This window comes from Nesterenkonia lutea (assembly GCF_014873955.1).
In the GTDB taxonomy this organism is placed as follows: Bacteria; Actinomycetota; Actinomycetes; order Actinomycetales; family Micrococcaceae; genus Nesterenkonia; species Nesterenkonia lutea.
On the sequence record NZ_JADBED010000001.1, the window covers coordinates 1 to 25027 of the forward strand.

Consider the following 25027-nt stretch of genomic DNA (forward strand, 5'->3'; position numbering starts at 1 on the left):
GGAAAAGCTTGAAGCGGACCGCGCAGCCCCGGAGCAGAGTTTGAAAATCATATAGCTTCCTTCTTCTGGGCATCGTCGTGATGCTGATGCCGGCCTCGCCGCTGGCAGCATCGTGAGCGGTCCAGGAGGGTTCTGAACAGTCGATGAACTGGGCATGAGCAGGGGTCAACATCGAGTTGACTTCGCTGATGACCAGGACGTAGAGTTGAGAACCGCGCAGCAGGGCGAAGGCTCGCAGCGCAGACAATCATCTGGTCAACACAGCGGAAACGCTGAATTGACGATGCGGAAGCTTGTTGGTAAGCTTGAAAAGTTGCTTCGGAGCGATTCAGGGGAACATTTACTCCTGATGGTGCCGGTAGCGGTTGTTGTTTGAGAACTCAATAGTGTGCCAAGTTTATTGATACCAAATTATTTATTTGGTTAATAACTGTGACATTACCACCCCCGTGGTAGTGATCGCAAAATTTAGCCAAGGATTCATACTGGTGTCCGTGGTTGATGGCGTAGGGATCGTGAGGGCCTTGTTTTTCTGGCAAGGTCTGGTTCTTGTGTTGTTGATCGTGGATGCCGATCTCTTATTAATTTTTTAATGGAGAGTTTGATCCTGGCTCAGGATGAACGCTGGCGGCGTGCTTAACACATGCAAGTCGAACGATGAAGACCGTGCTTGCACGGTCGGATTAGTGGCGAACGGGTGAGTATCACGTGAGTAACCTTCCCTTGACTCTGGGATAAGCCCGGGAAACTGGGTCTAATACCGGATACGACCAGTCCTCGCATGGGGTGCTGGTGGAAAGATTTATCGGTCTTGGATGGACTCGCGGCCTATCAGCTTGTTGGTGAGGTAAAGGCTCACCAAGGCGATGACGGGTAGCCGGCCTGAGAGGGTGACCGGCCACACTGGGACTGAGACACGGCCCAGACTCCTACGGGAGGCAGCAGTGGGGAATATTGCACAATGGGCGAAAGCCTGATGCAGCGACGCCGCGTGCGGGATGACGGCCTTCGGGTTGTAAACCGCTTTCAGCAGGGAAGAAGCGAAAGTGACGGTACCTGCAGAAGAAGCGCCGGCTAACTACGTGCCAGCAGCCGCGGTAATACGTAGGGCGCGAGCGTTATCCGGAATTATTGGGCGTAAAGAGCTCGTAGGCGGTTTGTCACGTCTGCTGTGAAAGCCCGGGGCTCAACCCCGGGTGTGCAGTGGGTACGGGCAGACTAGAGTGCAGTAGGGGAGACTGGAATTCCTGGTGTAGCGGTGAAATGCGCAGATATCAGGAGGAACACCGATGGCGAAGGCAGGTCTCTGGGCTGTTACTGACGCTGAGGAGCGAAAGCATGGGGAGCGAACAGGATTAGATACCCTGGTAGTCCATGCCGTAAACGTTGGGCACTAGGTGTGGGGGACATTCCACGTTTTCCGCGCCGTAGCTAACGCATTAAGTGCCCCGCCTGGGGAGTACGGCCGCAAGGCTAAAACTCAAAGGAATTGACGGGGGCCCGCACAAGCGGCGGAGCATGCGGATTAATTCGATGCAACGCGAAGAACCTTACCAAGGCTTGACATGGACCGGATCGCTGCAGAGATGCAGTTTCCCTTCGGGGCTGGTTCACAGGTGGTGCATGGTTGTCGTCAGCTCGTGTCGTGAGATGTTGGGTTAAGTCCCGCAACGAGCGCAACCCCTATCCTATGTTGCCAGCACGTCATGGTGGGGACTCATGGGAGACTGCCGGGGTCAACTCGGAGGAAGGTGGGGACGACGTCAAATCATCATGCCCCTTATGTCTTGGGCTTCACGCATGCTACAATGGCCGGTACAATGGGTTGCGATACTGTGAGGTGGAGCTAATCCCTAAAAGCCGGTCTCAGTTCGGATCGAAGTCTGCAACTCGACTTCGTGAAGTTGGAGTCGCTAGTAATCGCAGATCAGCAACGCTGCGGTGAATACGTTCCCGGGCCTTGTACACACCGCCCGTCAAGTCACGAAAGTGGGTAACACCCGAAGCCGGTGGCCTAACCCTTGTGGGGGGAGCCGTCGAAGGTGGGACTCGCGATTGGGACTAAGTCGTAACAAGGTAGCCGTACCGGAAGGTGCGGCTGGATCACCTCCTTTCTAAGGAGCAGGACCCGAGTCGGGTCCGCCATCTTATGTCGCCGTTCGTGTGACTGGTGGTTTGCTCAAGGGTGGAATATCAATGAATCGTCATCATGTTCTTGGCACTGGTTCCTCCGGTACGCCTGTGCTGCTCAGTTCGCTGAGCGGGTCACACGGGTCGGGAAGAGGTTCTGGTGTCATCTGTGCATGGTGCTTGGCACACTGTTGGGTCCTGAGACAACAATGGTTGTTTCGAGGATCTGGCCCTCGGCTTCAGGTAGCCGGCCCCCGTCAGTGGGGTTGGTGATGGTGGTGGGGGTTGTTGTTTGGGAACTGCATAGTGGACGCGAGCATCTTTTGTTCTTTTGAACAGAGTACTCGAATGATGCTGGTCGCACTTTTGGTGTGGCTGGTGTTTTTTGTGTCAATTTTTTGTCGAGCATTTATATCTGAGTGTCATCGCAGCTACTGTGATGGCGGTCGTAAGTGTTTTAGGGCGCATGGTGAATGCCTTGGTAGTAGGAGCCGATGAAGGACGTGGGAATCTGCGATAAGCCTGGTGGAGTTGATAACCGAGCGTTGATACCAGGATTTCCGAATGGGGAAACCCCGCATGCTGTGATGGTGTGTGACCACCGGTTGAATGTATAGACCGGTTGGAGGGAACGTCGGGAAGTGAAACATCTCAGTACCGACAGGAAGAGAAAACAATGTAGTGATTCTGTGAGTAGTGGCGAGCGAAAGCGGATGGGGCTAAACCGGCTGCGTGTGATACCTGGTAGGGGTTGCGTGGTCGGGGTTGTGGGACATCTCGTTGAGGATCTACCAGTCCTCAGGGTTGAGGTGCGGGCGTATAGACGAAGAAGGTTGAGTCCTTCGCCGTAGAGGGTGTGAGTCCCGTAGTTGTAATGCGTTCCGCCGGCCTGTGGATGTATCCCGAGTAGCACGAGGCTCGAGGAATCTTGTGTGAATCAGCCAGGACCACCTGGTAAGCCTAAATACTACCTACTAACCGATAGTGAATCAGTACCGTGAGGGAATGGTGAAAAGTACCCCGGGAGGGGAGTGAAATAGTACCTGAAACCATGTGCCTACAATCCGTCAAAGCATCCTATAGGGGTGTGATGGCGTGCCTTTTGAAGAATGAGCCTGCGAGTTAGTGCTCAGTGGCGAGGTTAACCCGTGTGGGGAAGCCGTAGCGAAAGCGAGTCTGAATAGGGCGTTTGAGTCGCTGGGTCTAGACCCGAAGCGGAGTGATCTACCCATGGCCAGGTTGAAGCGCGTGTAAGAGCGCGTGGAGGACCGAACCCACCTAGGTTGAAAACTGGGGGGATGAGCTGTGGGTAGGGGTGAAAGGCCAATCAAACTCCGTGATAGCTGGTTCTCCCCGAAATGCATTTAGGTGCAGCGTTGCGTGTTTCTTGCCGGAGGTAGAGCTACTGGATGGCCGATGGGCCCTACAAGGTTACTGACGTCAGCTAAACTCCGAATGCCGGTCAAGTGAGAGCGCAGCAGTGAGACTGTGGGGGATAAGCTTCATGGTCGAGAGGGAAACAGCCCAGACCACCAGTTAAGGTCCCTAAGCGTGTGCTAAGTGGGAAAGGATGTGGAGTTGCTTAGACAACCAGGAGGTTGGCTTAGAAGCAGCCATCCTTGAAAGAGTGCGTAATAGCTCACTGGTCAAGTGATTCCGCGCCGACAATGTAGCGGGGCTCAAGCACACCACCGAAACTGTGGCATTTGGTCCCTTGAGGACTGGATGGGTAGGGGAGCGTCGAACACTGCGGTGAAGCAGCAGCGTAAGCTCGTCTGTGGAGTGTGTTCGAGTGAGAATGCAGGCATGAGTAGCGAAAGACACGTGAGAAACGTGTCCGCCGAATGACTAAGGGTTCCAGGGTCAAGCTAATCTGCCCTGGGTTAGTCGGGACCTAAGGCGAGGCCGACAGGCGTAGTCGATGGACAACGGGTTGATATTCCCGTACCGGTATAAGACCGCCCATGGTGAACTGGTGATACTAACTGCCCGAATCGTGCGTGATTGGTCCCTTTCGAGGGGCTGACGTGCACGAGGAGCGCAGGACCTGAACCGGGGAGCCAAGCGTATTAACAGGTGTGACGCAGGAAGGTAGCTGAGCCCAGCGATGGTTGTCTGGGTCTAAGAATGTAGCCCGAATCCTAGGTAAATCCGGGGTTCGTTATAAGGGTGAGACTTGATGGGCCCCCACTTTGGTGGGGGATTCAGTGATCCTATGCTGCCAAGAAAAGCATCGGCGCGAGGGCTTGTACCGCCCGTACCCATAACCGACACAGGTGGTCAGGTAGAGAATACTAAGGCGATCGAGAGAACCACGGTTAAGGAACTCGGCAAAATACCCCCGTAACTTCGGGAGAAGGGGGACCACCCTGGTGATCCAGGCTTGCTTTGGTGAGCTGGTGGTGGTCGCAGAGACCAGGGGGAAGCGACTGTTTACTAAAAACACAGGTCCGTGCGAAGTCGTAAGACGATGTATACGGACTGACTCCTGCCCGGTGCTGGAAGGTTAAGAGGAAGGGTTAGCCACTTGTGGCGAAGCTCTGAATTTAAGCCCCAGTAAACGGCGGTGGTAACTATAACCATCCTAAGGTAGCGAAATTCCTTGTCGGGTAAGTTCCGACCTGCACGAATGGAGTAACGACTTCCCCGCTGTCTCAACCGTGGACTCGGCGAAATTGCACTACGAGTAAAGATGCTCGTTACGCGCAGCAGGACGGAAAGACCCCGAGACCTTTACTATAGCTTGGTATTGGTGTTTGACATCACTTGTGTAGGATAGGTGGGAGACTGTGAAGCGGCCACGCTAGTGGTTGTGGAGTCATCGTTGAAATACCACTCTGGTGTTGTTAGGCATCTAACTTCGGGCCCTGATCGGGTCCAGGGACAGTGCCTGGTGGGTAGTTTAACTGGGGCGGTTGCCTCCTAAAGAGTAACGGAGGCGCCCAAAGGTTCCCTCAGCCTGGTTGGCAATCAGGTGTCGAGTGTAAGTGCACAAGGGAGCTTGACTGTGAGAGCGGCAGCTCGAGCAGGAACGAAAGTTGGGACTAGTGATCCGGCGGCACCGTGTGGAAGGGCCGTCGCTCAACGGATAAAAGGTACCTCGGGGATAACAGGCTGATCCTGCCCAAGAGTCCATATCGACGGCATGGTTTGGCACCTCGATGTCGGCTCGTCGCATCCTGGGGCTGGAGTTGGTCCCAAGGGTTGGGCTGTTCGCCCATTAAAGCGGTACGCGAGCTGGGTTTAGAACGTCGTGAGACAGTTCGGTCCCTATCCGCTGCGCGCGCAGGAGATTTGAGAAGGTCTGTCCTTAGTACGAGAGGACCGGGACGGACGAACCTCTGGTGTGTCAGTTGTACTGCCAAGTGCACCGCTGATTAGCTACGTTCGGGATGGATAACCGCTGAAAGCATCTAAGTGGGAAGCCGGCTTCAAGATAAGATCTCCGTCACCTTCGGGTGTGAAGGCTCCCAGCTAGACTACTGGGTTGATAGGCCAGATGTGGAAGCGCAGCAATGCGTGAAGCTGACTGGTACTAATAAGCCGATCACTTACACCACACTCAGTGGTGCTCGATGAGTTTATTGAACACTGCGTGTTCGCGTCCACTAGGCGGTTCTCTGCCAACAACCCTGCACTATTTCCCTGTTCTTTTACAGGGGGTGGTGTGGTGGGTCAGAAGAGAACGTGTTTTGTTTTTGAATAGTGTTGTTGTGAGTTTAGGTTTACGACACCGTGTACCCCGTCATGAGGACCGGACCCGTTGTGGGTGTGGTTGTTGTGGTGGTGTGGGAATCTGGTGTTGTTCTAGAGTTACGGCGGTCATAGCGTGGGGGAAACGCCCGGTCCCATCCCGAACCCGGAAGCTAAGGCCCACTGCGCCGATGGTACTGCACACTGGAGTGTGTGGGAGAGTAGGTCGCCGCCGGACACTTTTTGTTGAGAGGGTTGAAGCCCGGTCCCCTTTGTGGGACCGGGCTTCACCTGTATCTGCCTCCGGTGCGGCGTTTTGTTCGTCTTCACCGCAGTGGATAGGATGGGATTCTGCTTCCGGGACCGTAGACGGGCCCGCTGGCAGATCTACGGGGTGTGGCGCAGCTTGGTAGCGCGCGTCGTTCGGGACGACGAGGTCGCAGGTTCAAATCCTGTCACCCCGACAGTGGAGGCTCTCCGAGCCGATGGATGTGCTCTGACACGCTGGGATTGCCCGGCACCGCAGCTGCGGTGCCGGGCAATTTCATGTCCAGAACCGCTGCCCGCCGACAGACCTCGCGTTCACCGGTGTGCCATCGGTACGCCGTGTTCAGAGACTGTCCATCCCCGGGAGATATCCTGTTCTTGTATCCGACAGTATGAGCAGGAGGACACCATCGGCGCTGAACTTTCCCGCGGGGAGAGCAGGGGCACCGCGTCCCGGGCCCGCGCGCGCGTGGGCGTGGCCGCTGTGGCCTTCCTGCTCGGCTTCGGTCTGATGCTGCTGGTCATGCTGCCCAACCTCTGGGCGCTGCTGGCCGGCGTCGTCGTGGGTGGAGCCGCTGCGGCGGGGACCTATGGGACCCTTGCCGGTCGCGAACAGTCCCGGCGCCGCCTCTCTGCGCAGCTGGATGCTGACCAGGAGCGTCTGCGAGCGGAGCTCGCTGGCATCGACCAGACCGTGCGCAGCCGGTCAGCGCAGCTGCCTCCCTCCACGAAGGGCCAGCTGCGGATGATGGTCGTCGGACTGGAGGACATCGTGGACCGCTGGGATGCCTTGTCCCGCTACCCGGAACACCTCGATGCCGTGAACCGGACCATCCATCGGCACCTGCCCCGGACGCTGGAGCTGTTCCTCGCCCTGCCGGACTCGGAGAAGCCGCGCCATGCGGTGGAGTTCAAGACACAGGTCGGACTCCTGGCTGAAGGTGTGGCCAAGACCCGAGACACGCTGGTGTCGAAGAACCTTCAGGCGCTGCAGACCAACCGCTGGCTCATCGAGGAGTCGATGACCGACCCCGATGAGAAGCTCTTCCGCGATCACGGACTCTAGAGGCAGACACCCACGTGAGCCTGTCCGCAGCACTGATCACTGAGACCGCGCGCACCCTGCTGATCCACTACGGGCTGCCCGACGTGTCCATGAGGCGTCTGGCCAAGGAGCTCGGTGTCGCCCCAGGCGCCCTCTATTACCACGTCTCGAGCAAGCAGGAGCTGCTGACCAGGGTCGCCCGAGCCATCCTGTCCCCCCTGGAGGAGCAGCCGGGTGACGCCAGGACCCTGATGCTGCGTTTCCGTGAGCTGGTGCTCCCGCTCCGTGACGCCGGAGACCTCTTGCTGCTCGCCTACGCGCTGGATCCGCAGCTGCCCCCGGCGCATCTGCTGCCGGCGCGGCTCAGCGACACCGGCTGGGAGGCCGGAGAGGCGCATCGCATCACGCAGGTGGTGATGCGGTTCGCTCTGGGAGCCGTCGCCACCGAACAGAACCAGCGTCTGCTGTCCGGGGAGGAGGAGCCCTCTGCCGGGGGCGCCGCGACGTCAGACGCGCCTCAGGCCGCAGAGGCAGAGCTGATCTACCTCCACGGCCTGGAGAGGCTGCTGCATCCTCCTGCGGCTCAGGGCATGAGCTCGTAGGCCGGGAGCGTGAGGAAGTCGATGTACTCATCGTCGAGCACCAGTGCTCGGACCACCGACGCCGCCGGTTCGAAGTGGTCGGCGAAGGTCTGCGCGTCGTCGATCTCACCGCGAAGCCGCTCCACCTCCTCGTCCAGGAGGGAGGCCGCCAGCTCTGCGGTGATCTTCACCCCGGTGTCGGCGGTGACAGTGCCGTTGTGGATCTGCTGCCAGACCTGGGAGCGGGAGATCTCTGCGGTGGCGGCATCCTCCATGAGGTTGTGGATGGCCACCGCGCCGTTCCCGGAGAGCCAGATCGCGGTGTAGTAGACCGCCACGTAGAGATTCATCCGCACCCCAGCCTCGGTGACAGCACCTTCGGCCGCCGCGACGTCGAGCAGATCTGCGGCGCCGACCGTCACATCATCGCGCTGGCGCTGCAGCTGGTTCGGCCGGTCCTGCAGCACCGCGTCGAACTCTTCGCGGCACAGATCCACCAGATCAGGGTGGGCCACCCATGACCCGTCGAAGCCGTCCGCAGCTTCACGGGACTTGTCCTCGCGGACCTTCTCGATCGCCCTGGCGGTGACCTCCGGCTCGCGTCGATTGGGGATGAAGGCCGCCATGCCTCCCATGGCGAAGGCGCCCCGCTTGTGGCAGGTCTTGACCAGCAGCTCGGTGTAGGCCCGCATGAAGGGCTGCGTCATCGACACCTGCGCGCGGTCGGGCAGCACGAACTTCTCCCCGGAGGCGCGGAAGTACTTGATCAGTGAGAACAGGTAGTCCCACCGACCGGCGTTCAGGCCCGAGGCGTGGTCGCGAAGCTCGTAGAGGATCTCCTCCATGTGGAAGGCCGCGGGCAGCGTCTCGATCAGCACCGTGGCGCGGACGGTGCCGTGTGGGATGCCGAGAGACTCCTCAGCGAAGCTGAAGACGTCATCCCAGAGCCGCGCCTCCGCGTAGTGCTCGAGCTTCGGCAGATAGTAGAAGGGCCCCCGGCCCTGCTCCGTGAGCGTCTTCGCGTTGTGGAAGAAGTGCAGTCCGAAATCGAAGAGCGCACCGACGGCGGGTCGACCGTCGATCTCGATGTGCTTCTCCGGCAGGTGCCACCCTCGGGGCCGGACCACCACTGTGGGAGCGGTGACGTCATCGCGGATCGAATACTGCCGGCCCTCCTCCGAGGTGAACTCGAGGGTTCCGGAGGCGGCCCCTGCGAGATTGCGCTGCGCGTCGATCACGTTGAACCAGTTCGGGGCCAGTGCGTCCTCCAGACAGGCCAGCCAGACCTTGGCCCCGGAGTTCAGCGCGTTGATCGCCATCTTGGCGGGTGCGGCGGGTCCGGTGATCTCCACGCGGCGATCCTGCAGCGCCGGGGGATGCTCGGCGACCGTCCACTCGGCTTCCCGGACCTGCCGGGTCTCGGCCGGGAAGTCCACAGAACCGGTCCGGGCCGCCTCGGTCTGCGCGGAGGTGCGGTTCTCCAACAGCTGGTTCCGCGTGTCGGCGAACCTGGTGTGGAGCTCTTCGAGGAAGGCGAGGGCCCCCTCGGTGAGGACTGTTTCGACGCCGGGGACCTCATAGGGGGCGTGGACGGTGATGCTCATGCGCTGCTCCTTTGCAGTGATGAAATGTGCCGTGGAGAGCCTCCCGGGATGATCTGCCGGGAGAGTCTCGCCAGTTCTATTCTTATGGCATAGAGTTCGCATCATGGAAGCAGAAGTCCGCGATGCGGACTCCCGGCGGGTCCAGGTGGTGGAGCGCGCCTTTGCGCTGCTCGACGTGCTGGTCGCCCACGGCGGCTGCGCGACAGCCGGGCAGCTCAAGAGCGCCTCCGGTCTCGCGGGCCCCACCGTGCACCGACTGCTGCACACGCTGGTCGGGATCGGCGTGGTGCACCAGCTCAACGACCGCCGCTATGCGCTGGGGGCCAATCTGGTCCCGCTCGGTGAATCAGCGACCCGCCAGCTGGGTGGGCCGGCCGTTCCGCAGATGCAGGCGCTGGTCGCCGAACTCGGCGAGAGCGTGAACCTCGCCGCGATGGAGTCCGAGATGATCGTCTACATCGGTCAGGTGCCCTCCCCGCACACGATGCGCATGTTCACGGAGGTGGGTCGCCGGGCGCACCTGCACTCCACCGGGGTGGGCAAGGCCCTGCTCGCCGGACTGGAGCCCTCCCGGGTGCGGGAGCTCCTCGCCGCCACCGGGATGCCCGCCCTGACCGAGAAGACGCTGACCCGTCCGCAGGCGCTGCTGGATCAGCTGCCGCGGATCGCAGCCCAGGGCTACGCGCTCGACGACGAGGAGCAGGAGATGGGTGTGCGCTGTCTCGCCGTCGTCGTCCCCAACGGTCCTTCGCCCATGGGACTTTCAGTCTCGGGACCGACAGGTCGCATGGATGACGGATTCGTCCGTCACGCCGTGCCGCTCATGCGCCGCAGCGCGGCTGAGATCGGCCGACGACTCGGCCGACTCAGCCCTCGCCTCGGGTAGGCCGGCCCAGCTGATCGATCACATCCCCGGGCGGGTCGATCATCAGCGTGGCCTCATCGCGCAGGCCCTTGAGCTCCTCATCGATGAACGAGGGCAATGCCTGCTCCAGGCTCACATCGCGATGCTCCCGCTCCGAGAGCTGCCACCGGTGATCGATGAGCTGGTGCATGATCTCCGCCGGTTCCAGCTTGTTCCGCAGCTCCTTGGGGATCTGCGCGATGAGCGGCTGGAAGACCTCCTGGGTCCACATATGAGCCGCGATGGCCTCATCCCCGTGGGGGTCCGTCTGCGCCCGGTAGGCGTCGATGGCACCGAGCAGCCGTCGAGCCTGATTCTCCTGGACATCGAGACCGGTGAGATTCATCAGGCGGCGCTGATGATGACCCGGGTCCACGACCTTCGGACGAAGGAGCAGCTTGGAGTCCTCGCGCATCGAGCGGATGTCGTATTCCTCGACGTCGAAGCCGAGTTCATTCAGTCGTCTGATCCGCTCCTCGACCAGCCACTGCTGGTCGGGATTGAAGGCGGTGTCGCCGGTGAGCTCCTGCCACAGGCCGCGGTAGGCGTCGATGAACTGGTGTGAGGTGGCCACCGGGTCGACCTCTTCGTCGACCATGCCGCCCTCCATGAGGTCCATGAGCTCTCCGGCGATGTTGACCTGGGCGACGTCGAGGTCATACTCCCGCTGCCCGGTGGAGAGCCTGGGGTGGATCTCGCCGGTCTCCGCATCCACCAGGTAGGCGGCGAACTGGCCGGCGTCCCGACGGAAGAGCGTATTGGACAGCGAGACGTCACCCCAGTAGAAGCCGATCAGGTGGAGCTCGACCATGAGCAGCGCCTGAGCGTGGATGAGCCGCAGGAGAGTCTCTTTGCGCATCATCTGGTTGAACACGGCGCGGTAGGGCAGGGAGAACCGCAGGTGCCGGGTGACCAGCGCGGGGGAGAGCTCCTCACCCTCGGGAGTGGACCGCCCGGTGACCTCGGCCACGGGCTTCACGCAGGGCGCACCGAGCTTCCCCAGCTGCCGCAGCATCCGGTATTCGTGGCGCGCGGCGCGTTCGGAGGTCTCCTTGATCGCGATCACCGAACCGCCCAGATAGGCGAAACGCACGATATGTCGAGAGATGCCGCGCGGCAGAGCAGCGATGACGTCCTCGGGCCAGTCCTCCAGGGGGACCTGCCAGGGCAGGTCCAGCAGCTCCTGCGGGATGGTTCCAGAGGCGGTCAGTCCGAGACCAGGGATGGTCGTCATGGGCGGTCCTTAGGGGTGCGGGCGTACTTCCTGGCCGTGATCGGCGCGCCGATCAGCGATGAGCCTGAGCACACCGGCGAGGTCCTTGGGCTCGGCGATGCGATGAGTCGCGGCGGTCTCACCCTCGCCCACCTTGAGGCCGATGTCCTCTCCGCTGAGCACGGCGAAGCCCTGCTCATCGGTGACGTCGTCGCCGGCGAAGAGGACCGCATCGGGTGTGGTGTGCTCGCGCAGCTCGGTGATGCCCTCGCCCTTGGTGGCCAGGACGACGACGGACTCGAGCACCTTCTTGCCGTTCTTGATGTAGGCGCCGTCCACCAGGGCCAGAGCCGCTCGCCCGTGCTCGAGAACATGCTCGGCATGCTCCTCGCCGTCGACGTTTCGCACATGCAGAGCCGCACCTGCGGGCTTGTGCTCGACCCAGGCTCCCTCGGCATCGGCCGCCACCTCGGTGAGGGTGTCGATGATCTGTCCGCGCGCTATCTCCTCGGTGCTGCTGAGCTGCAGTCCGGGGGCGTCTTCTCCGAGGTCCTTCTCCGCCCCATGGGATCCGATCAGCAGCACGCCGGCCGGCGGGTCAGCCAGTTCGCGCAGCGTCTCGAGCGAGCGGCCCGAGACGTAGGCGAGCTCCACCCCGTCCAGCGCCGCCAGGGTCTCGATGGCCCGGGCGTTCTCCGGGACCGGCCGCGCCTGAGACGCCACGGAGGTCAGCTCGGCGACACAGCCGTCGAAGTCCAGAGCGATCAGGATCCTGGGGTGCTCGGCGAAACGCTCCAGCGCGGAGATCAGAGACTGCTCCACGGCTCAGCCCTTCACCGCGGTGGAACCGGTGAGCTCACCGAGGCGGTCCAGGAAGTCAGTGGCCCAGCGTCGCACATCGTGATGCACGACCTGGCGGCGCAGGTTCTCCATGCGCGCACTGGCATCTGCACTGTCCATCGTGGTCGCTCGCAGGATGGCCGCCTTGAGCTCGTCCACATCATGGGGGTTGATCAGCAGCGCCTGGCGGAGCTGATCGGCGGCCCCGGTGAACTCGGAGAGCACCAGCACGCCGTCGTCACCGCGCCGCGCGGCGACGTATTCTTTGGCGACCAGGTTCATGCCGTCGCGCAGAGCGGTGACCAGCATGACATCGGCGGCGAGATAGAGGGCCACCATCTCCTCGATCGGATACGAGTGGTGCAGGTACCTGATCGCGGGGTGGGACAGGGTGTCGAACTCGCCGCTGATCCGTCCCACGGTGCGCTCGATCTCCTCCTTCAGCAGCCGGTAGCTCTCGACGCCCTCGCGAGAGGGGCTCGCCACCTGGACCAGACACACCTGGCCCACGGTCAGCGAGCCGTTCTGCAGCAGCTCCTCGTAGGCCTTCATGCGGTGCCGGATGCCTTTGGTGTAGTCCAGTCGGTCCACTCCCAGCAGCAGGGTCTCGGGGCTGCCGAGCTCCTCGCGGATCTCCAGGGCGCGCGCGATGATGTCCTCACGCTTGGCCAGCGCGGTGATGGTGGCGGTATCGATGGAGATCGGGAACTCCTTGGCCTCCACCACCCGGGCGGCTCCGCTCGAGGGCGCCACCAGGGCGCGCACCGCCGTGCCGCGGTCGGCGTCGGCGTTGAAGCCGGCCAGCGGCGAACCATGATCGGGGGCCTCGGCCTCCAGCGGAACGTGGATCATCTCGTCCTCCACGTAGTAGCCCAGCCGGTTGTGCACTGCGCGCCGGAAGTTGGAGGCGTCCGAGGCGCGCTGGAAGCCGATCAGATCGGCGCCGAGCAGTCCACGCAGCACGGAATGGCGCCACGGCAGCTGGGCGAAGAGCCCCGGGGGAGGGAAGGGAATGTGGTTGAAGAAGCCGATGGTCAGGTCGGGACGCAGATCACGCAGCATCGCGGGGACCAGCTGAAGCTGGTAGTCCTGGACCCAGACGGTGGCCCCCTGGGCGGCGACCTCGGCGGTGTGCTCGGCGAACCGCAGGTTCACCCGCCGGTAGGCCTCGAACCAGTGGCGGTGGAAGTCCGGGCGGGCGATCACGTCGTGGTAGAGCGGCCACAGGGTGCCGTTGGAGAACCCCTCGTAGTAGTCCTCGACCTCATCGCTGCTCAGCGGCACCGGCACCAGGTGCATGTCGCCGTGGTCGAAGGGCTCCAGCTCGTCATCGGCCGCGCCGTGCCAGCCCACCCACGCGCCTTCGGACCGTTCCATCAGAGGAGCCAGAGCCGTGACGAGCCCACCGGGTGAGCGCTCCCAGCCGGTGGTCCCGTCTTCATGCGTCACATGGTTGACGGCCAGCCGGTTGGCCACCACCACAAAGTCATAGCCGTTTCCGTTGTCAGTGCTCTCTGGCAATGGGATACACCTTCCATGCGTAGCTCAAGACACCCCCCGATGGCAGTGGTGCCTCATCCTGAGCCTATACCCTGGTGGGGACCCAGACCCTGTATCTTGAGCACTGCCCAGACACACCTGGTCAGACTTGATTCCCAGCAGCAACCGGAGAAGACCATGGCCCGCAGTTCAGAGACCCCCGACAACGCCAGCGCGCGCGAGAAGGCGCGCAGGATGCAGCAGGATCAGGAACGCAAGCAGAAGCTCACCTCAGTGCTGCTGCGCGTCGGCGTCGTGGTGGTGGCGCTCGCCGTGGTCATCGGCCTGACCATCTTCGTGGTGAACCGTGATGACTCCGGTCCTGCCGCCAGCGAGGGCCCGGCCCCGGCAGCGGCCAATGAGCAGGGCGGGTTCGTGCTGACCTCCTCCACCGAGCTGGCCGAGGGCGATGACCTGGGCCAGGTGGACGCCGCTGAGATCGAAGAGCCCGAGTCGGAGATGCCTCCCGGGGTCACCGAGCGTGAAGCCGGTGAAGTCCCACACATCGTCATCTACATCGACGCCTACTGCATCCACTGCGCCAACTTCGAGGCCGAGCACTCCGCTCAGCTGTCGGAGTGGCTGGACGAGGGTCTGGTCACCGTGGAATACCGCACGGTCTCCTACCTGAGCTCCTCCACGAACTACCCGGCGCGTGCGGCCAACGCCTTCGCCTGCATGGCCGAGGAGTCCCCGGAGAGCTACAGCGCCTATGTCGCCCAGGTCACCGCCAACCGGGTCGACAACGACGAGATCTCCGACGACGATCTCGCCGCCCTGGCCAGCGAAACCTACGATGCCGACATCACCCAGTGCGTGGACGACGGCACGTACCGCGCCTTCGCGAGCTACACCACCCGCCATGCACAGGCCGCCGGCATCGAGGGCACACCGAGCGTCTACGTGGACGAGGTCTCCTGGGCCGACTCCGAGCGCCCCTTCCGGGAACTTGTCGAAGAACACATCGAGGAATATCAGTCGGAGAGCTGACGTTCACGAACTGATACCATCGGTGACTGGCGTCCTGCCCAGCAGGGCGCCCTGCCTCCTTAGCTCAGCTGGTAGAGCAGCTGTCTTGTAAACAGCAGGTCGTCGGTTCGAACCCGGCAGGGGGCTCTCGAAACCCCAGAGTGGTATCGCCTCAGCGGTGACCACTCTGGGGTTCTTTAGTGTTCTATGGAGGATCAGTGTCCGCTTCACCCGAGAAGGCCGCGTCTCAGACGTCGGCCGCCCAGGCTCCCTCAGCACCACCGCGCGACGGCGGCAGGCTTCCCGCCGGCGACAAGCTCACCATCGGCGCGCTGCTGGTCTCCACCTTCGTGATGATCCTCAACGAGACCCTGATGAACGTGGCGCTGCAGCCCCTCATGGAGGAGTTCCAGGTCACCGAGCCGACCATCCAATGGCTGACCACGGCGTTCATGCTCACTCTGGCCATCGTGATTCCGATCACCGGCTTCCTCATGCAGCGCTACAGCCTGCGGGCCGTCTTCACCGCCGCCATGGCCCTGTTCATCCTGGGCACCGCGCTGGCCGCGGCCGCGCCGGGCTTCGAGGTCCTGCTGGCCGGGCGCGTGGTCCAGGCCAGCGGCACGGCCATCATGCTGCCGCTGATGATGACCACGGTGCTGACCCTGGTGCCGCTGCACCGGCGCGGCGTGGTCATGGGCAACATCTCCATCGTGATCTCCGTGGCCCCGGCCACCGGCCCCGCGCTCTCCGGACTCATCCTGCACATCGCCGAATGGCGCTGGCTGTTCCTGATGATCCTGCCGATCGCCGTCATCGCCCTCGTCCTCGGCCGTCCTCGGCTCAACAATGACCCGGGCACCAGGGGCAAGGGCCTGTCGATCCCCTCGCTGCTGCTGGCAGTCCCCGGCTTCGGCGGCGTGGTCTACGGGATCAGCCAGATCGGCGGCGGTCACGGCACCCAGGAGGTCACCGCCGACTCCGCCCCGGGCGTGGACCCGGTGGCCGTCGCGGTGCTCATCGTCGGTGTCGTGTGTCTGACCGCCTTCGCGCTGCTGCAGGTCAAGCTGCAGAAGACGGATTCGGCCCTGCTGAACCTCAAGCCCTTCGCCTTCACCATGTACACCCGTGCCCTGGGCATGATGCTGCTGATGATGATCGCGCTGTTCGGCGCGCTCATCCTCCTGCCGCTGTTCCTGCAGACCGTGCGCGGACTGGACACGCTGCAGACCGGGCTGATCATGCTGCCGGGTGGTCTGCTGATGGCCCTGATGGCCCCCTTCGTGGGACGCATCTACGACCGGGTCGGCCCCAAGCCGCTGGTCATCCCAGGCGCCTCGATCCTGATCATCGCGCTGTTCTGCATGAGCCTGCTGACCGCCACCACCCCGGTGCCGCTGGTGCTCGGCCTGCACCTGTTCCTCTCCAGCGGCCTGGCGCTGCTGTTCACCCCGGCCTTCACCACGGCGCTGAACCCGTTGCCCAAGGCCCTGTACTCCCACGGCACTGCCGCGCTGAACACGCTGCAGCAGCTGGCTGCGGCCATCGGCACCGCGGCGCTCGTGGCAGCGGTCGGTCTGGGCACCGCCGCGGCGGTAAACTCGGGGATGAACCCTGAGGATGCCGCGGTGGAGGGCTTCAGCACCGCGTTCCGGCTCGCCGCGGCGCTCAGCGTGGGCACCCTGATCCTGGGCGCCACGCTGCGCGCGACTCCGGCTGAGACCGGGACCGAGCGCGACAGCCACCCCGGCACCACGACGGACACCGACGTCGAGGACCGAGCCCAGGCGCAGGCGGGTTCCACCCCCACGTCCTGACCCGGACTTGATCAGCGGGGCCGGTCCTGGCTCGGCCCGGCTCGAGCGAGTCAGCCAGGGAGCCTGACGTCCGAGAGCTCCACGAGCCCCGCAGCGCCTGTGCGCAGACGCTGCGGGGCTCGTCTCATCCCAGTGCGCGGATCCCTGCGGCGGCGGCGGCTCCGATGAGCACCACCACGATGAACGGGGCGCGCAGCATCAATGCCACGGCGGCCGCCAGCAGGGCGCCCAGCCGGGCGTCGATGGCCACTCCCTGCTCGGCGGAGAAGGTGTTCATGGCCACCAGCGCGGCAAGCAGCCCGATGGTGAGCATGGCCGAGATCCGTCCCACCGCGGGGTGTCTGAGCCAGTCCTGCGGCACGAGATAGCCGAGCAGCTTCGTGGCGTACACGGCAGCGCAGGCCGCCAGCACCCAGAGCCACAGACTCATGAGCGGCCCCCTCTCGAGGCGAGGCCCCAGACGACGGCGAGGACCGCAGCCGCCAGCACCGGGATCCCGGGGGCCAGCATCGGCATGGTCAGCGTGGTGATGAGCGCGGCCAGCACGGCGAGCGCCCAGGAGTCCAGGGACTTCAGCCGCGGCCAGAGCAGACCGAGAAAGGCGGCCACCACCGCGCCGTCGAGCCCCAGCGCCTCCGGGTCAGCGATGACGTCCCCGAGCAGGGCGCCCAGCACCGTGGCCAGGTTCCAGAACAGGTAGCAGGCGATCCCCGCGCCCCAGAAGCCTCTTCGCTGTTCCAGCGGATCCGTGGCTGACATCGCGACTGCGGCGGACTCGTCGATGGTGATCTGGGCCGCCGCCAGCCGGCTGAGTCCCTTCGGGTTCAGGAGAGCCTTCATCTGCACGGCGTAGATCGTGTTGCGCCCGCTGAGCAGGGTCGAGGCCCCCAGCGCGGCAGCCCCGGTGCCTCCCGAGGCGAGAATGCCGATGAACGCGAACTGAGAGGCGCCGCTGAACAGCAGCGCCGAGAGCGCCACCGTCTGCCACAGGGTCATCCCTGCCGCGGTGGACAGCGCGCCGAAGGAGACGCCGTAGAGGGAGATTGCGCCAGCGATGGACAGTCCCGTGCGCAGGGCGGGGGATCGTCGCAGCGGAGAGCGCTGTTCGGCGCTCGCGGAGGGGGGCGGAGGTGACACGCGTGCAAGTCTAAGGAATAGTGCGCTCGCTGGGGCGTTGTGAGAGGAGAAGCGCGGGGCACATGCTCGCCCTGCGGACCCGATCGGACCAGATGATCCCTGGTCCCTAAGGAGAATCTCATGGCTGAATCCCAGCGCGTCGTCATCCTCGGCGGTCACGGCAAGATCGCTCTGCTGGCCGCCCCCAAGCTCGTCGCCGCCGGCTTCACGGTGGAGTCCGTGATCAGGAACCCGGATCAGTCCGCGGATGTCGCTGAGGCCGGTGCTGCTCCGCGAGTGCTCGACATCGAGTCGGCCGAGACCAGTGAGATGGCCGAGGCCTTCGCCGGAGCCCACGCAGTCGTGTTCGCCGCAGGAGCCGGTGGCGGTGACCCGGCACGGACCAAGGCGGTGGACCAGGAAGCTGCCGTGCGGAGCATGGACGCCGCTGTCCAGGCCGGAGTCTCCCGCTATGTGATGGTCTCCTACGCACGCAGCCAGACGGACATCGAGACGGTGGACCCGAAGAGCTCCTTCTACCCCTACGCCCTCGCCAAGCACCAGGCCGACAACCACCTGCGCGCCAGCGCCCTGGACTTCACCATCCTGGGCCCCGGCGCGCTGACCCTGGAGCCGGCCAGCGAGAAGATCACCGTGCTCGATCCGGCCACCGCCGGCGAGGTCATGTCCGCCGAGGGAGCCTCGGTGGACACCTCGCGGGAGAACGTCGCCGAGGTCATCACAGAGACCCTGCGCAGCGGCTCGGCGGTGCGTGCGACGGTGAACTTCCTCGATGGCGAGACCCCCATCCAGGAGGCCCTGGCGTCGGTTTCGTCCTGAGTCTGAACAGATGATAACCTTCTGAGGCACGTGAACGCGGTATTCCGCGCGCAGGTGCCTCAGGATCTGTAGCTCAGTTGGTTAGAGCGCTCGCCTCACACGCGAGAGGTCGATGGTTCGAGTCCATTCAGATCCACTTTCTTCGCCTGCACCCCAGGCACCATCACTCACCCGCTCCCCAAGGCCCCGGCATCTGCCAGGGTCCTTTTGTGGTTATGTTGCTTGCGAGGAGGGTTCGTGGCACCCGAACACAGTGAACGGCACCCCACCGGGGACTACGTCGCCGAGGCCATCGACCCGGTGCGCGCCGAGTCCACTGCCGATGTCACCCACATCCCCGTGGTGCATTCAGCCCAGGACGACGTCGAAGAGACCCCCACCGGGTTCGTCCAGACGCTGCGCAGCTCCTTCGCCTCCTCCTGGCACGCGTCCGCCGAGGCAGAGGCTGCCCTGGAGTGGGAAGAGTACGACGTCGAGGCCGTGGCCCGCGCCGCCGAGCAGGACGAGACCGAGGCCGCGCGGCACGAGTACGTCGCCGACCCCATGTTCGAGCAGTCCTATTCCCGCCCGGGTGAGGACGGCCAGACCACCGACCACTATGCCTTCCCGATCACCGGTGACTGGCAGCAGACGGATCCCCTGGGTCCCCAGATCCCAACCGGCCCGCAGGAGACCACCACCTCCTGGTCCCAGCGCGTCGAGCACCCGCAGGCGCCTCAGTCGTCCGGTCTGATCAACCTGCCGCACAGCGCCCCGGGCGCCCCGCTGCGACAGTCGCCGCTGAGCCACTCCCCGGACCGGCGTCCCTCGGTGCTGCGGCCCTCCTGGCTGAGGAGCCGGGTCAAGGACCCGCTGCGCCGAAACACCGACTTTGATCCGAGCGTCTTTGACCACAAGCCCCGGTCTCCGCAGGTGCTGCGCAGGATCATGCAGGCGGAGCGCGCCGCCACCGGGATCGTGCCGATCGTGGATCGACTCGCGGGCACTCCCTATGAGAATCCCTATCAGGCCGAGCAGCACGTGGAGACCGACGAGCTGGCCACGATCGCCTTCGTGCTCGATCTCGGTGAGGCGCTGTTCCGCTTCGGGGCCGGAGCCCTGGAGGTGGAAACCTCCATCATCGCGGTCACCGCCGCCTTCGGGATGAAGAACACCGATGCGGACATCACCAACCAGTCCATCAGCCTGAACTGGGCGCCCGAGGGAAAGATCCCCTACTCCCGAGTGCGGGTCGTGCGCTCCTGGTCCAACAACTTCAAGGCGCTCTCCGGAGTGCACCAGCTGGTCACCGACATCATCGCCGGAAGGCTCACCCGCAGCGACGCCGAGACTCGGCTCAGCGAGATCATTCGCGAGCCCAAACCCTATCCGCGCTGGATGGTGACCATCTGCGGTGCGATCTTCGCGAGCTTCTTCGCCTCCTTCCTCGGCGCGCCGATCCTCGATGCGTCGATGGGCTTCGCGGCGACGATTCTGGTGCTGTGGACCACGCGGCAGCTGGCCACCTGGAGGGTGCCCGAGTATTTCGGTCTCGCCGCGGGAGGGTTCGTGGTGACCTCGTTCGCGATGGCCGCGTTTGCAATGGATATGCCGATCCGGCCGTCCATGGTGGTGGCGGGTGGGCTGATGATTCTGCTGCCCTCCGCGCGCATCGTCTCGGCGATCCAGGATGGGATCAACGGATTCCCCATCACCGCCGCCGGTCGCCTGATGTCCTCGATGATCGCCTTCGCCGGTATGACCTCGGGGATCATGGCCGCTGTGGTGATCGCCGACCTCCTCGGGGCACCGCCCATCGATCCGGCGGTGGGCCTGACCCGGATCTACCACCCCGCTGTGATGCTGGCTCTGGTCTTCCTCGCGGCCATGGCGGCCGCCGTGATCGAACAGGCGAGCTGGAGGCTGCTCATGCCGATCGGCGCTGTCTCCGCGCTCGGCTTCTGTGCCTTCTACGCAGCAGAGCTCATCGGCCTGGGGGAGCGCATCACCCCGGTGTTCGGCGCCGTGGTGGTGGGCGCCCTCGGGCGGATCCTCGCCCTGCGGCTGGGATCCCCGCAGCTCGTCATCGCCGTGCCCGCGATGATGTTCATGCTGCCCGGGCTGATGGTCTTCCGCGGGATGTACCAGATCGCCAGGGAGTCCGACGTGGGGAGCATGATGCTGGGGCTCACCGAGCTGTTCAACGCGCTCATCATCATCATGGCCATCGCCGCCGGGATCGTGCTCGGCGACGTGCTGATGAGACCGTTCACCGCGGGGCTCCAGTCCCATGAGCGGGCACGCACGCGCCGTCGCTGAGCCGGCCTCGCCGTGGTGGAGCTGCCGGCGTGGTGCTGGCATCGTGCTGTCGGCGTGGTGGCTGCTGGGGTGACGCTGCTCTGCGGGCGTGACTCAGTCGGCCGGGCTCGTCGGGCCGAGCCGCCAGTCCACCGGTGCCGCCCCCAGCTCCTCGAGCGCCTGATTGGCGCGTGAGAACGGGCGGGAGCCGAAGAATCCGCGTCGGGCCGAGAGCGGCGACGGGTGCGGGCTGGTGATGACCGCAGTGTGGGAGCCCTGGTCCAGCAGCGGCTCCATCTTGCGGGCATCGGCCCCCCAGAGGAGGGACACCAGCGGTGTCCCGCGGTCGACCAGCGCCTGCAGCGCCGCGGCCGTGATCTGTTCCCAGCCGATGCCGCGATGGGACCCGGGCGCCCCGGCCGCGACGGTGAGCACCCGGTTGAGCAGCAGCACGCCCTGCCCCGCCCAGGCGGTGAGGTCACCATGGGGGCTGGGCGGGATGCCCGCATCGGCCTCCAGCTCGGTGAAGATGTTCCTCAGGCTGCGTGGGAGCGGGCGCACGTGTGGATCCACGGCGAAGGACATGCCGATCGCGTGCCCCGGAGTCGGATAGGGATCCTGTCCGAGGATGAGCACCCTGACGTCGGCGAAGGGCTGTCGGAACGCGCGCAGAACCAGGTCCGGAGCGGGCAGCACCTGCTCTCCGGCGCTTCGCCGATGCGTCAGCGCCTCGCGCACCGTGTCGAAACGGTCTGCTTCGGGAGCGAGTGCGCGCTGCCAGCCTGCTTCCAGCGGAGCGACGAGTTCAGTGGAGAGTTCCATCGGCTCCACTGTAGGGCGGGCGCGGAGCGAACACACCGTCGAGCGCCTTCGGCGGTGATATTCCAGCAATGGCCTGCGCGCCGCCGTAAGATGACAGCGAGATGATATCTGAGCAGGAGAAGAGGATGCTCGGCCTGGAGCGCCAGTGGTGGAAGTATGCCGGCGCCAAGGACGAGGCCATCACCGAGCAGCTGGCGATGTCCGCCGTGGCGTACTATCAGGCGCTGAACCGCCTGATCGACACCGAGGCGGCCCTCGCCCATGACCCGATGCTGGTCAAGCGTCTGCGCCGCCAGAGGGAGGCCCGGCACCGCGCACGCGCGACGCGCCGGTGAGCGCGGCCGTCTGTCCGTCACGGGCAGTCGCCGGCCAGCTCCGGCGACGCCGGAACCCAGCACCGTACCCCGCACCTTGAGGACAGGATCTATGAGCCAGCACCCACACGATGAGTTCGACGACGTCCCGCCGTATCAGACGGGGGAGGCCGGCAAGCATCGGTCACCAGGCGCGGCGGGAACGGGTGCAGCAGGCCGCAGCGGCTTCCGTTGGATCGCTCTGCTCGCTGGATTCGTGCTGCTGGTCGGGGCCTTCGCCTATTTCATCGTGCCCATGCTGACCAGCTCCGATCCCGATTCCGAAGCAGGTGACGGTGAGGAGACGGTGACCGAATCCGAGGAGGGCTCCGAGGAGGAGTCCGCGGGGGAGGACGGCGAGGACCCCGAGGGTGAGGGGTCCGGCGAGGCTGAGCAGTCCTCGGGCCCGCAGCCTGCGACCGACACTGAGACTCCTGTCCAGGTCGCGAACTACCAGGGCGTCTCGGGTGGAGCGACGGCGATGTCGGCGGAGCTCGAGGAGCTCGACTACAACGTGGTCTGGGAAGGCAACTGGAACTTCGAGGCGCGTGAGGACACTCCTGCCGTGGTCTATCCGGTGGGTGCCGGGGAAGCTGAGATCGCGCAGGCGGAGTCACTGGTCGAGAGCTTCGACACGGGTGCCGCTGAAGAGCACCCCGACGTCAGCTACGTCACGCTGATCATCGGCAGCGAATACGAGGGCTGATCCCGCGGAAGAGGTCCGGATGGAACTGAGAGATTCCAGCGCCGTCGTGACCGGCGGTGCTTCAGGCCTCGGCCATGCCGCGGCCGGGGCGCTGATCGACGCCGGCGCGAGGGTGGTGATCGTGGATCTCCCTGATGTCGCGGGAACTTCCGTCCGCGCAGAGGCTGTAGCGGCCCTCGGCGAGCGCGCATCCTTCTGGCCAGGCGACATCGCGGATCCTGCCACCAGCCGCGGGGCGGTGGCCGCGGCCGTGCAGCAGGCCCCGCTGCGCGCGGCGGTGAGCTGCGCGGGGGTGGCCACCCCCGGAAAGCTGTTGGGCAGGGCGGGGCCGCTGTCCTGCGAACAGCTCATGGGTGTGCTGTCGGTCAATGTCGGCGGCACCGTCAATCTCATGGCCCACGCGGCAGAGGCGATGCGAGACAACGAACTCTCCGGCGGTGACCGCGGCGTCCTGATCAACACGGCCTCGGTGGCCGCCTTCGAAGGACAGATCGGTCAGATCTCCTACGCCGCATCCAAGGGAGCGGTCGCCTCGCTCACTCTTCCGGCGGCTCGCGAGCTCGCCAGCCTCGCCATCCGGGTCGTGGCCATCGCGCCGGGGCTCTTTGAGACTCCCATGCTGGCCGGACTGCCGGAGGATGCCCGCGAATCCCTGCGGGCCAAGGCGCTGCACCCCGCGAGGCTGGGTCGGCCGGAGGACTTCTCTGCTCTGGTCATGCAGATCCTCGCCAATCCCATGCTCAACGGCGAGACCATCCGCCTCGACGGCGCGGTCCGCCTGGAGCCGAGGTAGGGCTTGGGCCCTCGCCGGAGATCGTCCGGTCACCGGGTCGATCACCGGGTCGATCGCCGGGTCAATCACGTGTCGATCGTCGGGATTCTGGCGACCGGTCCGGTGCGGTCCTGCAGGTGGTGGGCTCAGTCGCTCCAGCCGGTGTAGGAGTCGGCGAAGTAGGCCCGCCCATGGACCGAATCGGTGATGGCGTCGAACTCTCCGCGGCGCCGCTTATGCGTGAAGGAAGTCTCCTCGGGCTGTCGGTGCAGCAGGTTGGTGGCCCAGTAGGAGAAGTTCTGCGCTTTCCAGACCCGGTCCAGCGCGGTGCGCGAATACCGGCGCAGCGGCTCGGGGGTCTCGACGGTCACCGCGGTTGCGGCGACATCTGAGGACGCAGCAGTCTCGTCTGACGCATCCGCGACGCCGGCATGGGTGCGCAGCTCCGTGATGAACTCCTCCACCCGGGGCACCAGAGCTCGTACATCGGAGAACGCCAGGTTCAGTCCCTTGGCGCCGGTGGGCGGCACGGTATGGCCGGCGTCTCCGGCCAGAGCCAGACGGCCGTGACTCAGCGGGTCACAGACATAGGACCGGAACGGCAGGACGGTCTTCTCGATGATGGGTCCGCGCTTGAGCTGGACCCCGTCCTCAGCGCCCAGGACCTGCTGGATGTGATCGAAGATCGCCTCCTCGCTCCAGGCCTCCGGATCGGTGTCCGGATCACATTGGAAGTACATGCGCTGGACGGTCTCATTGCGCTGGGAGATCAGCGCGAAGCCGATCTCGGAGTTCGCATAGATCAGCTCCGGAGCGGTGGGAGGGGCCTCGCAGAGGATGCCGAACCAGGCGAAGGGGTAGGAGGTGAAATGATCCGTCCGGATGTCCTCGGGGATGAGCTTGCGGCACATGGAGCGGGAACCGTCCGTGCCGATGATCAGATCAGCCTCGATCCGGCGAGCGCGGCCCTGCGCGTCGGTGAAGCTGATCCGCGGCGCAGCGGTCTCGATCCCCTCCACCGCGGTCTCGGTCACGGACCAGTGGATCTCGCCGCTCTCGCGCTGCCAGGCGGTGGCAAGATCATGGAAGACCTCATTCTGCGGGTAGAGCCAAACCGATCGGCCCACCAGCGCCTGGAAGTCGATGCGTCGCTGGATCCCGTCGAAGCTGAGCACGGTGCCCTCATGCTCGTGCCCGTGAGTCAGCACCCGGGAGTCCACTTCGGCCTCCACGAGCATGTTCACGGTGGGGGCCTCGAGGATTCCGGCCCGCTGGGTATGGCGGATCGTCTCCTCGGAGCGGGATTCGATCACCGCCGCGCTGATGCCGCGGCGCTTCAGCAGCAGCGCGGTCATCAGACCGGCGGGGCCGCCACCGACGATGCCCACATCGACCCGGGTGGTGTGCTCGGTCATGAGTCTCCTTCTCGACCGGCTCGGTTCCGAGCCGCGTAGAGCACAGTCTGCTCAGCTTCTGTGCCCAGCGCCACAAGGATCTCATTGAATGCAATAAGTGGTGGACGAGCTGAGCCGCCCCTGG

General features: G+C 64.5%; 19 protein-coding genes, 3 tRNA genes and 3 rRNA genes. 16 read left to right on the forward strand and 9 right to left on the reverse strand.

Annotated elements, in window-relative coordinates; all coding sequences use genetic code 11:
* The coding region (locus H4W27_RS13490; protein WP_225938948.1) for a hypothetical protein at window positions 1-247 on the reverse strand (247 nt) is incomplete at its 3' end.
* Window positions 248-589: 342 nt separating this feature from the next.
* Here H4W27_RS13490 and H4W27_RS00005 point away from each other — a divergent pair.
* The 6 genes from H4W27_RS00005 to H4W27_RS00030 all read left to right on the forward strand — a co-directional run bounded on the left by H4W27_RS00005 (window position 590) and on the right by H4W27_RS00030 (window position 7737).
* A 16S ribosomal RNA gene (locus H4W27_RS00005) occupies window positions 590-2114 on the forward strand.
* Between the two features lie 462 nt (window positions 2115-2576).
* A 23S ribosomal RNA gene (locus H4W27_RS00010) occupies window positions 2577-5689 on the forward strand.
* A 255-nt stretch (window positions 5690-5944) separates the two neighbouring features.
* Window positions 5945-6061 (forward strand): 5S ribosomal RNA (rrf, locus tag H4W27_RS00015).
* Together the 16S, 23S and 5S rRNA genes with 1 tRNA gene alongside form the textbook arrangement of a ribosomal RNA operon.
* Before the next feature lie 152 nt (window positions 6062-6213).
* Window positions 6214-6287 (forward strand) — tRNA-Pro (locus tag H4W27_RS00020).
* A 272-nt stretch (window positions 6288-6559) separates the two neighbouring features.
* The gene (locus H4W27_RS00025; protein WP_225938949.1) at window positions 6560-7156 is read left to right on the forward strand and encodes a hypothetical protein; all 597 of its coding nucleotides are present in this window, start codon (window positions 6560-6562) and stop codon (window positions 7154-7156) included.
* A gap of 14 nt (window positions 7157-7170) precedes the next feature.
* Entirely contained in the window at window positions 7171-7737 is a 567-nt protein-coding gene (locus tag H4W27_RS00030) for a TetR/AcrR family transcriptional regulator (RefSeq protein ID WP_192594118.1), read from the forward strand.
* On the opposite strand, the gene aceB is transcribed toward H4W27_RS00030, so the two are convergent.
* Window positions 7719-9320, reverse strand: a complete 1602-nt coding sequence (gene aceB, locus H4W27_RS00035; protein ID WP_192594119.1) for a malate synthase A — start codon at window positions 9318-9320, stop codon at window positions 7719-7721. The two genes, H4W27_RS00030 and aceB, sit on opposite strands and share 19 nt — an antisense overlap.
* Before the next feature lie 103 nt (window positions 9321-9423).
* Between aceB and H4W27_RS00040 the strand changes: the two genes are divergently transcribed.
* The gene (locus H4W27_RS00040) at window positions 9424-10206 is read left to right on the forward strand and encodes an IclR family transcriptional regulator (protein WP_192594120.1); all 783 of its coding nucleotides are present in this window, start codon (window positions 9424-9426) and stop codon (window positions 10204-10206) included.
* Here the strand turns inward: H4W27_RS00040 and H4W27_RS00045 are convergent.
* Genes H4W27_RS00045 through H4W27_RS00055 form a run of 3 tightly spaced genes read right to left on the reverse strand, consistent with a single transcriptional unit; the run spans window position 10187 to window position 13798 of the window.
* Entirely contained in the window at window positions 10187-11458 is a 1272-nt protein-coding gene (locus H4W27_RS00045) for a DUF4032 domain-containing protein (RefSeq protein WP_192594121.1), read from the reverse strand. The two genes, H4W27_RS00040 and H4W27_RS00045, sit on opposite strands and share 20 nt — an antisense overlap.
* 9 nt (window positions 11459-11467) lie before the next feature.
* Window positions 11468-12259, reverse strand: coding sequence for a trehalose-phosphatase (gene otsB, locus H4W27_RS00050; RefSeq protein WP_192594122.1), 792 nt, complete (start codon window positions 12257-12259; stop codon window positions 11468-11470).
* 3 nt (window positions 12260-12262) lie between these two features.
* Window positions 12263-13798: an alpha,alpha-trehalose-phosphate synthase (UDP-forming) gene (locus tag H4W27_RS00055; RefSeq protein WP_225938950.1), complete on the reverse strand. Its 1536-nt coding sequence runs from the start codon at window positions 13796-13798 to the stop codon at window positions 12263-12265.
* A 96-nt stretch (window positions 13799-13894) separates the two neighbouring features.
* On the opposite strand from H4W27_RS00055, the gene H4W27_RS00060 reads away from it, so the two are divergent.
* The 3 genes from H4W27_RS00060 to H4W27_RS00070 all read left to right on the forward strand — a co-directional run bounded on the left by H4W27_RS00060 (window position 13895) and on the right by H4W27_RS00070 (window position 16602).
* Entirely contained in the window at window positions 13895-14806 is a 912-nt protein-coding gene (locus H4W27_RS00060) for a DsbA family protein (protein ID WP_192594123.1), read from the forward strand.
* 53 nt (window positions 14807-14859) lie between these two features.
* Window positions 14860-14932, forward strand: a tRNA-Thr gene (locus H4W27_RS00065).
* A 71-nt stretch (window positions 14933-15003) separates the two neighbouring features.
* A complete protein-coding gene (locus H4W27_RS00070) occupies window positions 15004-16602 on the forward strand; it encodes an MDR family MFS transporter (protein ID WP_318782040.1) in 1599 nt (532 codons plus the stop codon).
* 124 nt (window positions 16603-16726) lie between these two features.
* On the opposite strand, the gene H4W27_RS00075 is transcribed toward H4W27_RS00070, so the two are convergent.
* Together H4W27_RS00075 and H4W27_RS00080 are read right to left on the reverse strand one after the other, a co-directional pair.
* Window positions 16727-17032 carry an AzlD domain-containing protein gene (locus H4W27_RS00075; RefSeq protein WP_192594124.1) on the reverse strand — a complete coding sequence of 102 codons (306 nt, stop codon included), beginning with the start codon at window positions 17030-17032 and terminating at the stop codon, window positions 16727-16729.
* The gene (locus H4W27_RS00080; protein ID WP_192594125.1) at window positions 17029-17739 is read right to left on the reverse strand and encodes an AzlC family ABC transporter permease; all 711 of its coding nucleotides are present in this window, start codon (window positions 17737-17739) and stop codon (window positions 17029-17031) included. The genes H4W27_RS00075 and H4W27_RS00080 overlap by 4 nt, the downstream gene beginning before the upstream one ends.
* A 120-nt stretch (window positions 17740-17859) precedes the next feature.
* Here H4W27_RS00080 and H4W27_RS00085 point away from each other — a divergent pair, with 120 nt between their 5' ends.
* The 3 genes from H4W27_RS00085 (at window position 17860) to H4W27_RS00095 (ending at window position 20856) form a co-directional block, all read left to right on the forward strand.
* The gene (locus H4W27_RS00085) at window positions 17860-18558 is read left to right on the forward strand and encodes an NAD(P)H-binding protein (protein WP_192594126.1); all 699 of its coding nucleotides are present in this window, start codon (window positions 17860-17862) and stop codon (window positions 18556-18558) included.
* A gap of 62 nt (window positions 18559-18620) precedes the next feature.
* Window positions 18621-18694, forward strand: a tRNA-Val gene (locus tag H4W27_RS00090).
* A gap of 101 nt (window positions 18695-18795) precedes the next feature.
* On the forward strand, window positions 18796-20856 hold the full coding sequence (locus H4W27_RS00095; RefSeq protein WP_192594127.1) for a threonine/serine exporter family protein: 2061 nt from the start codon (window positions 18796-18798) through the stop codon (window positions 20854-20856).
* A gap of 93 nt (window positions 20857-20949) precedes the next feature.
* On the opposite strand, the gene H4W27_RS00100 is transcribed toward H4W27_RS00095, so the two are convergent.
* Entirely contained in the window at window positions 20950-21657 is a 708-nt protein-coding gene (locus tag H4W27_RS00100) for a uracil-DNA glycosylase (protein ID WP_192594128.1), read from the reverse strand.
* Between the two features lie 101 nt (window positions 21658-21758).
* Here H4W27_RS00100 and H4W27_RS00105 point away from each other — a divergent pair, with 101 nt between their 5' ends.
* From H4W27_RS00105 to H4W27_RS00115, 3 genes are all read left to right on the forward strand, one after another.
* Window positions 21759-21992 carry a DUF3263 domain-containing protein gene (locus tag H4W27_RS00105; RefSeq protein WP_192594129.1) on the forward strand — a complete coding sequence of 78 codons (234 nt, stop codon included), beginning with the start codon at window positions 21759-21761 and terminating at the stop codon, window positions 21990-21992.
* Window positions 21993-22083: 91 nt separating this feature from the next.
* Window positions 22084-22716 (forward strand): LytR C-terminal domain-containing protein, encoded by a 633-nt coding sequence (locus H4W27_RS00110; RefSeq protein WP_192594130.1) that lies wholly within the window; start codon window positions 22084-22086, stop codon window positions 22714-22716.
* A gap of 19 nt (window positions 22717-22735) precedes the next feature.
* Window positions 22736-23509, forward strand: a complete 774-nt coding sequence (locus tag H4W27_RS00115; protein WP_192594131.1) for an SDR family NAD(P)-dependent oxidoreductase — start codon at window positions 22736-22738, stop codon at window positions 23507-23509.
* A 125-nt stretch (window positions 23510-23634) separates the two neighbouring features.
* Here the strand turns inward: H4W27_RS00115 and H4W27_RS00120 are convergent, their stop codons facing one another.
* Window positions 23635-24903, reverse strand: a complete 1269-nt coding sequence (locus tag H4W27_RS00120; RefSeq protein ID WP_192594132.1) for a 4-hydroxybenzoate 3-monooxygenase — start codon at window positions 24901-24903, stop codon at window positions 23635-23637.
* Window positions 24904-25027 lie beyond the last annotated feature (124 nt).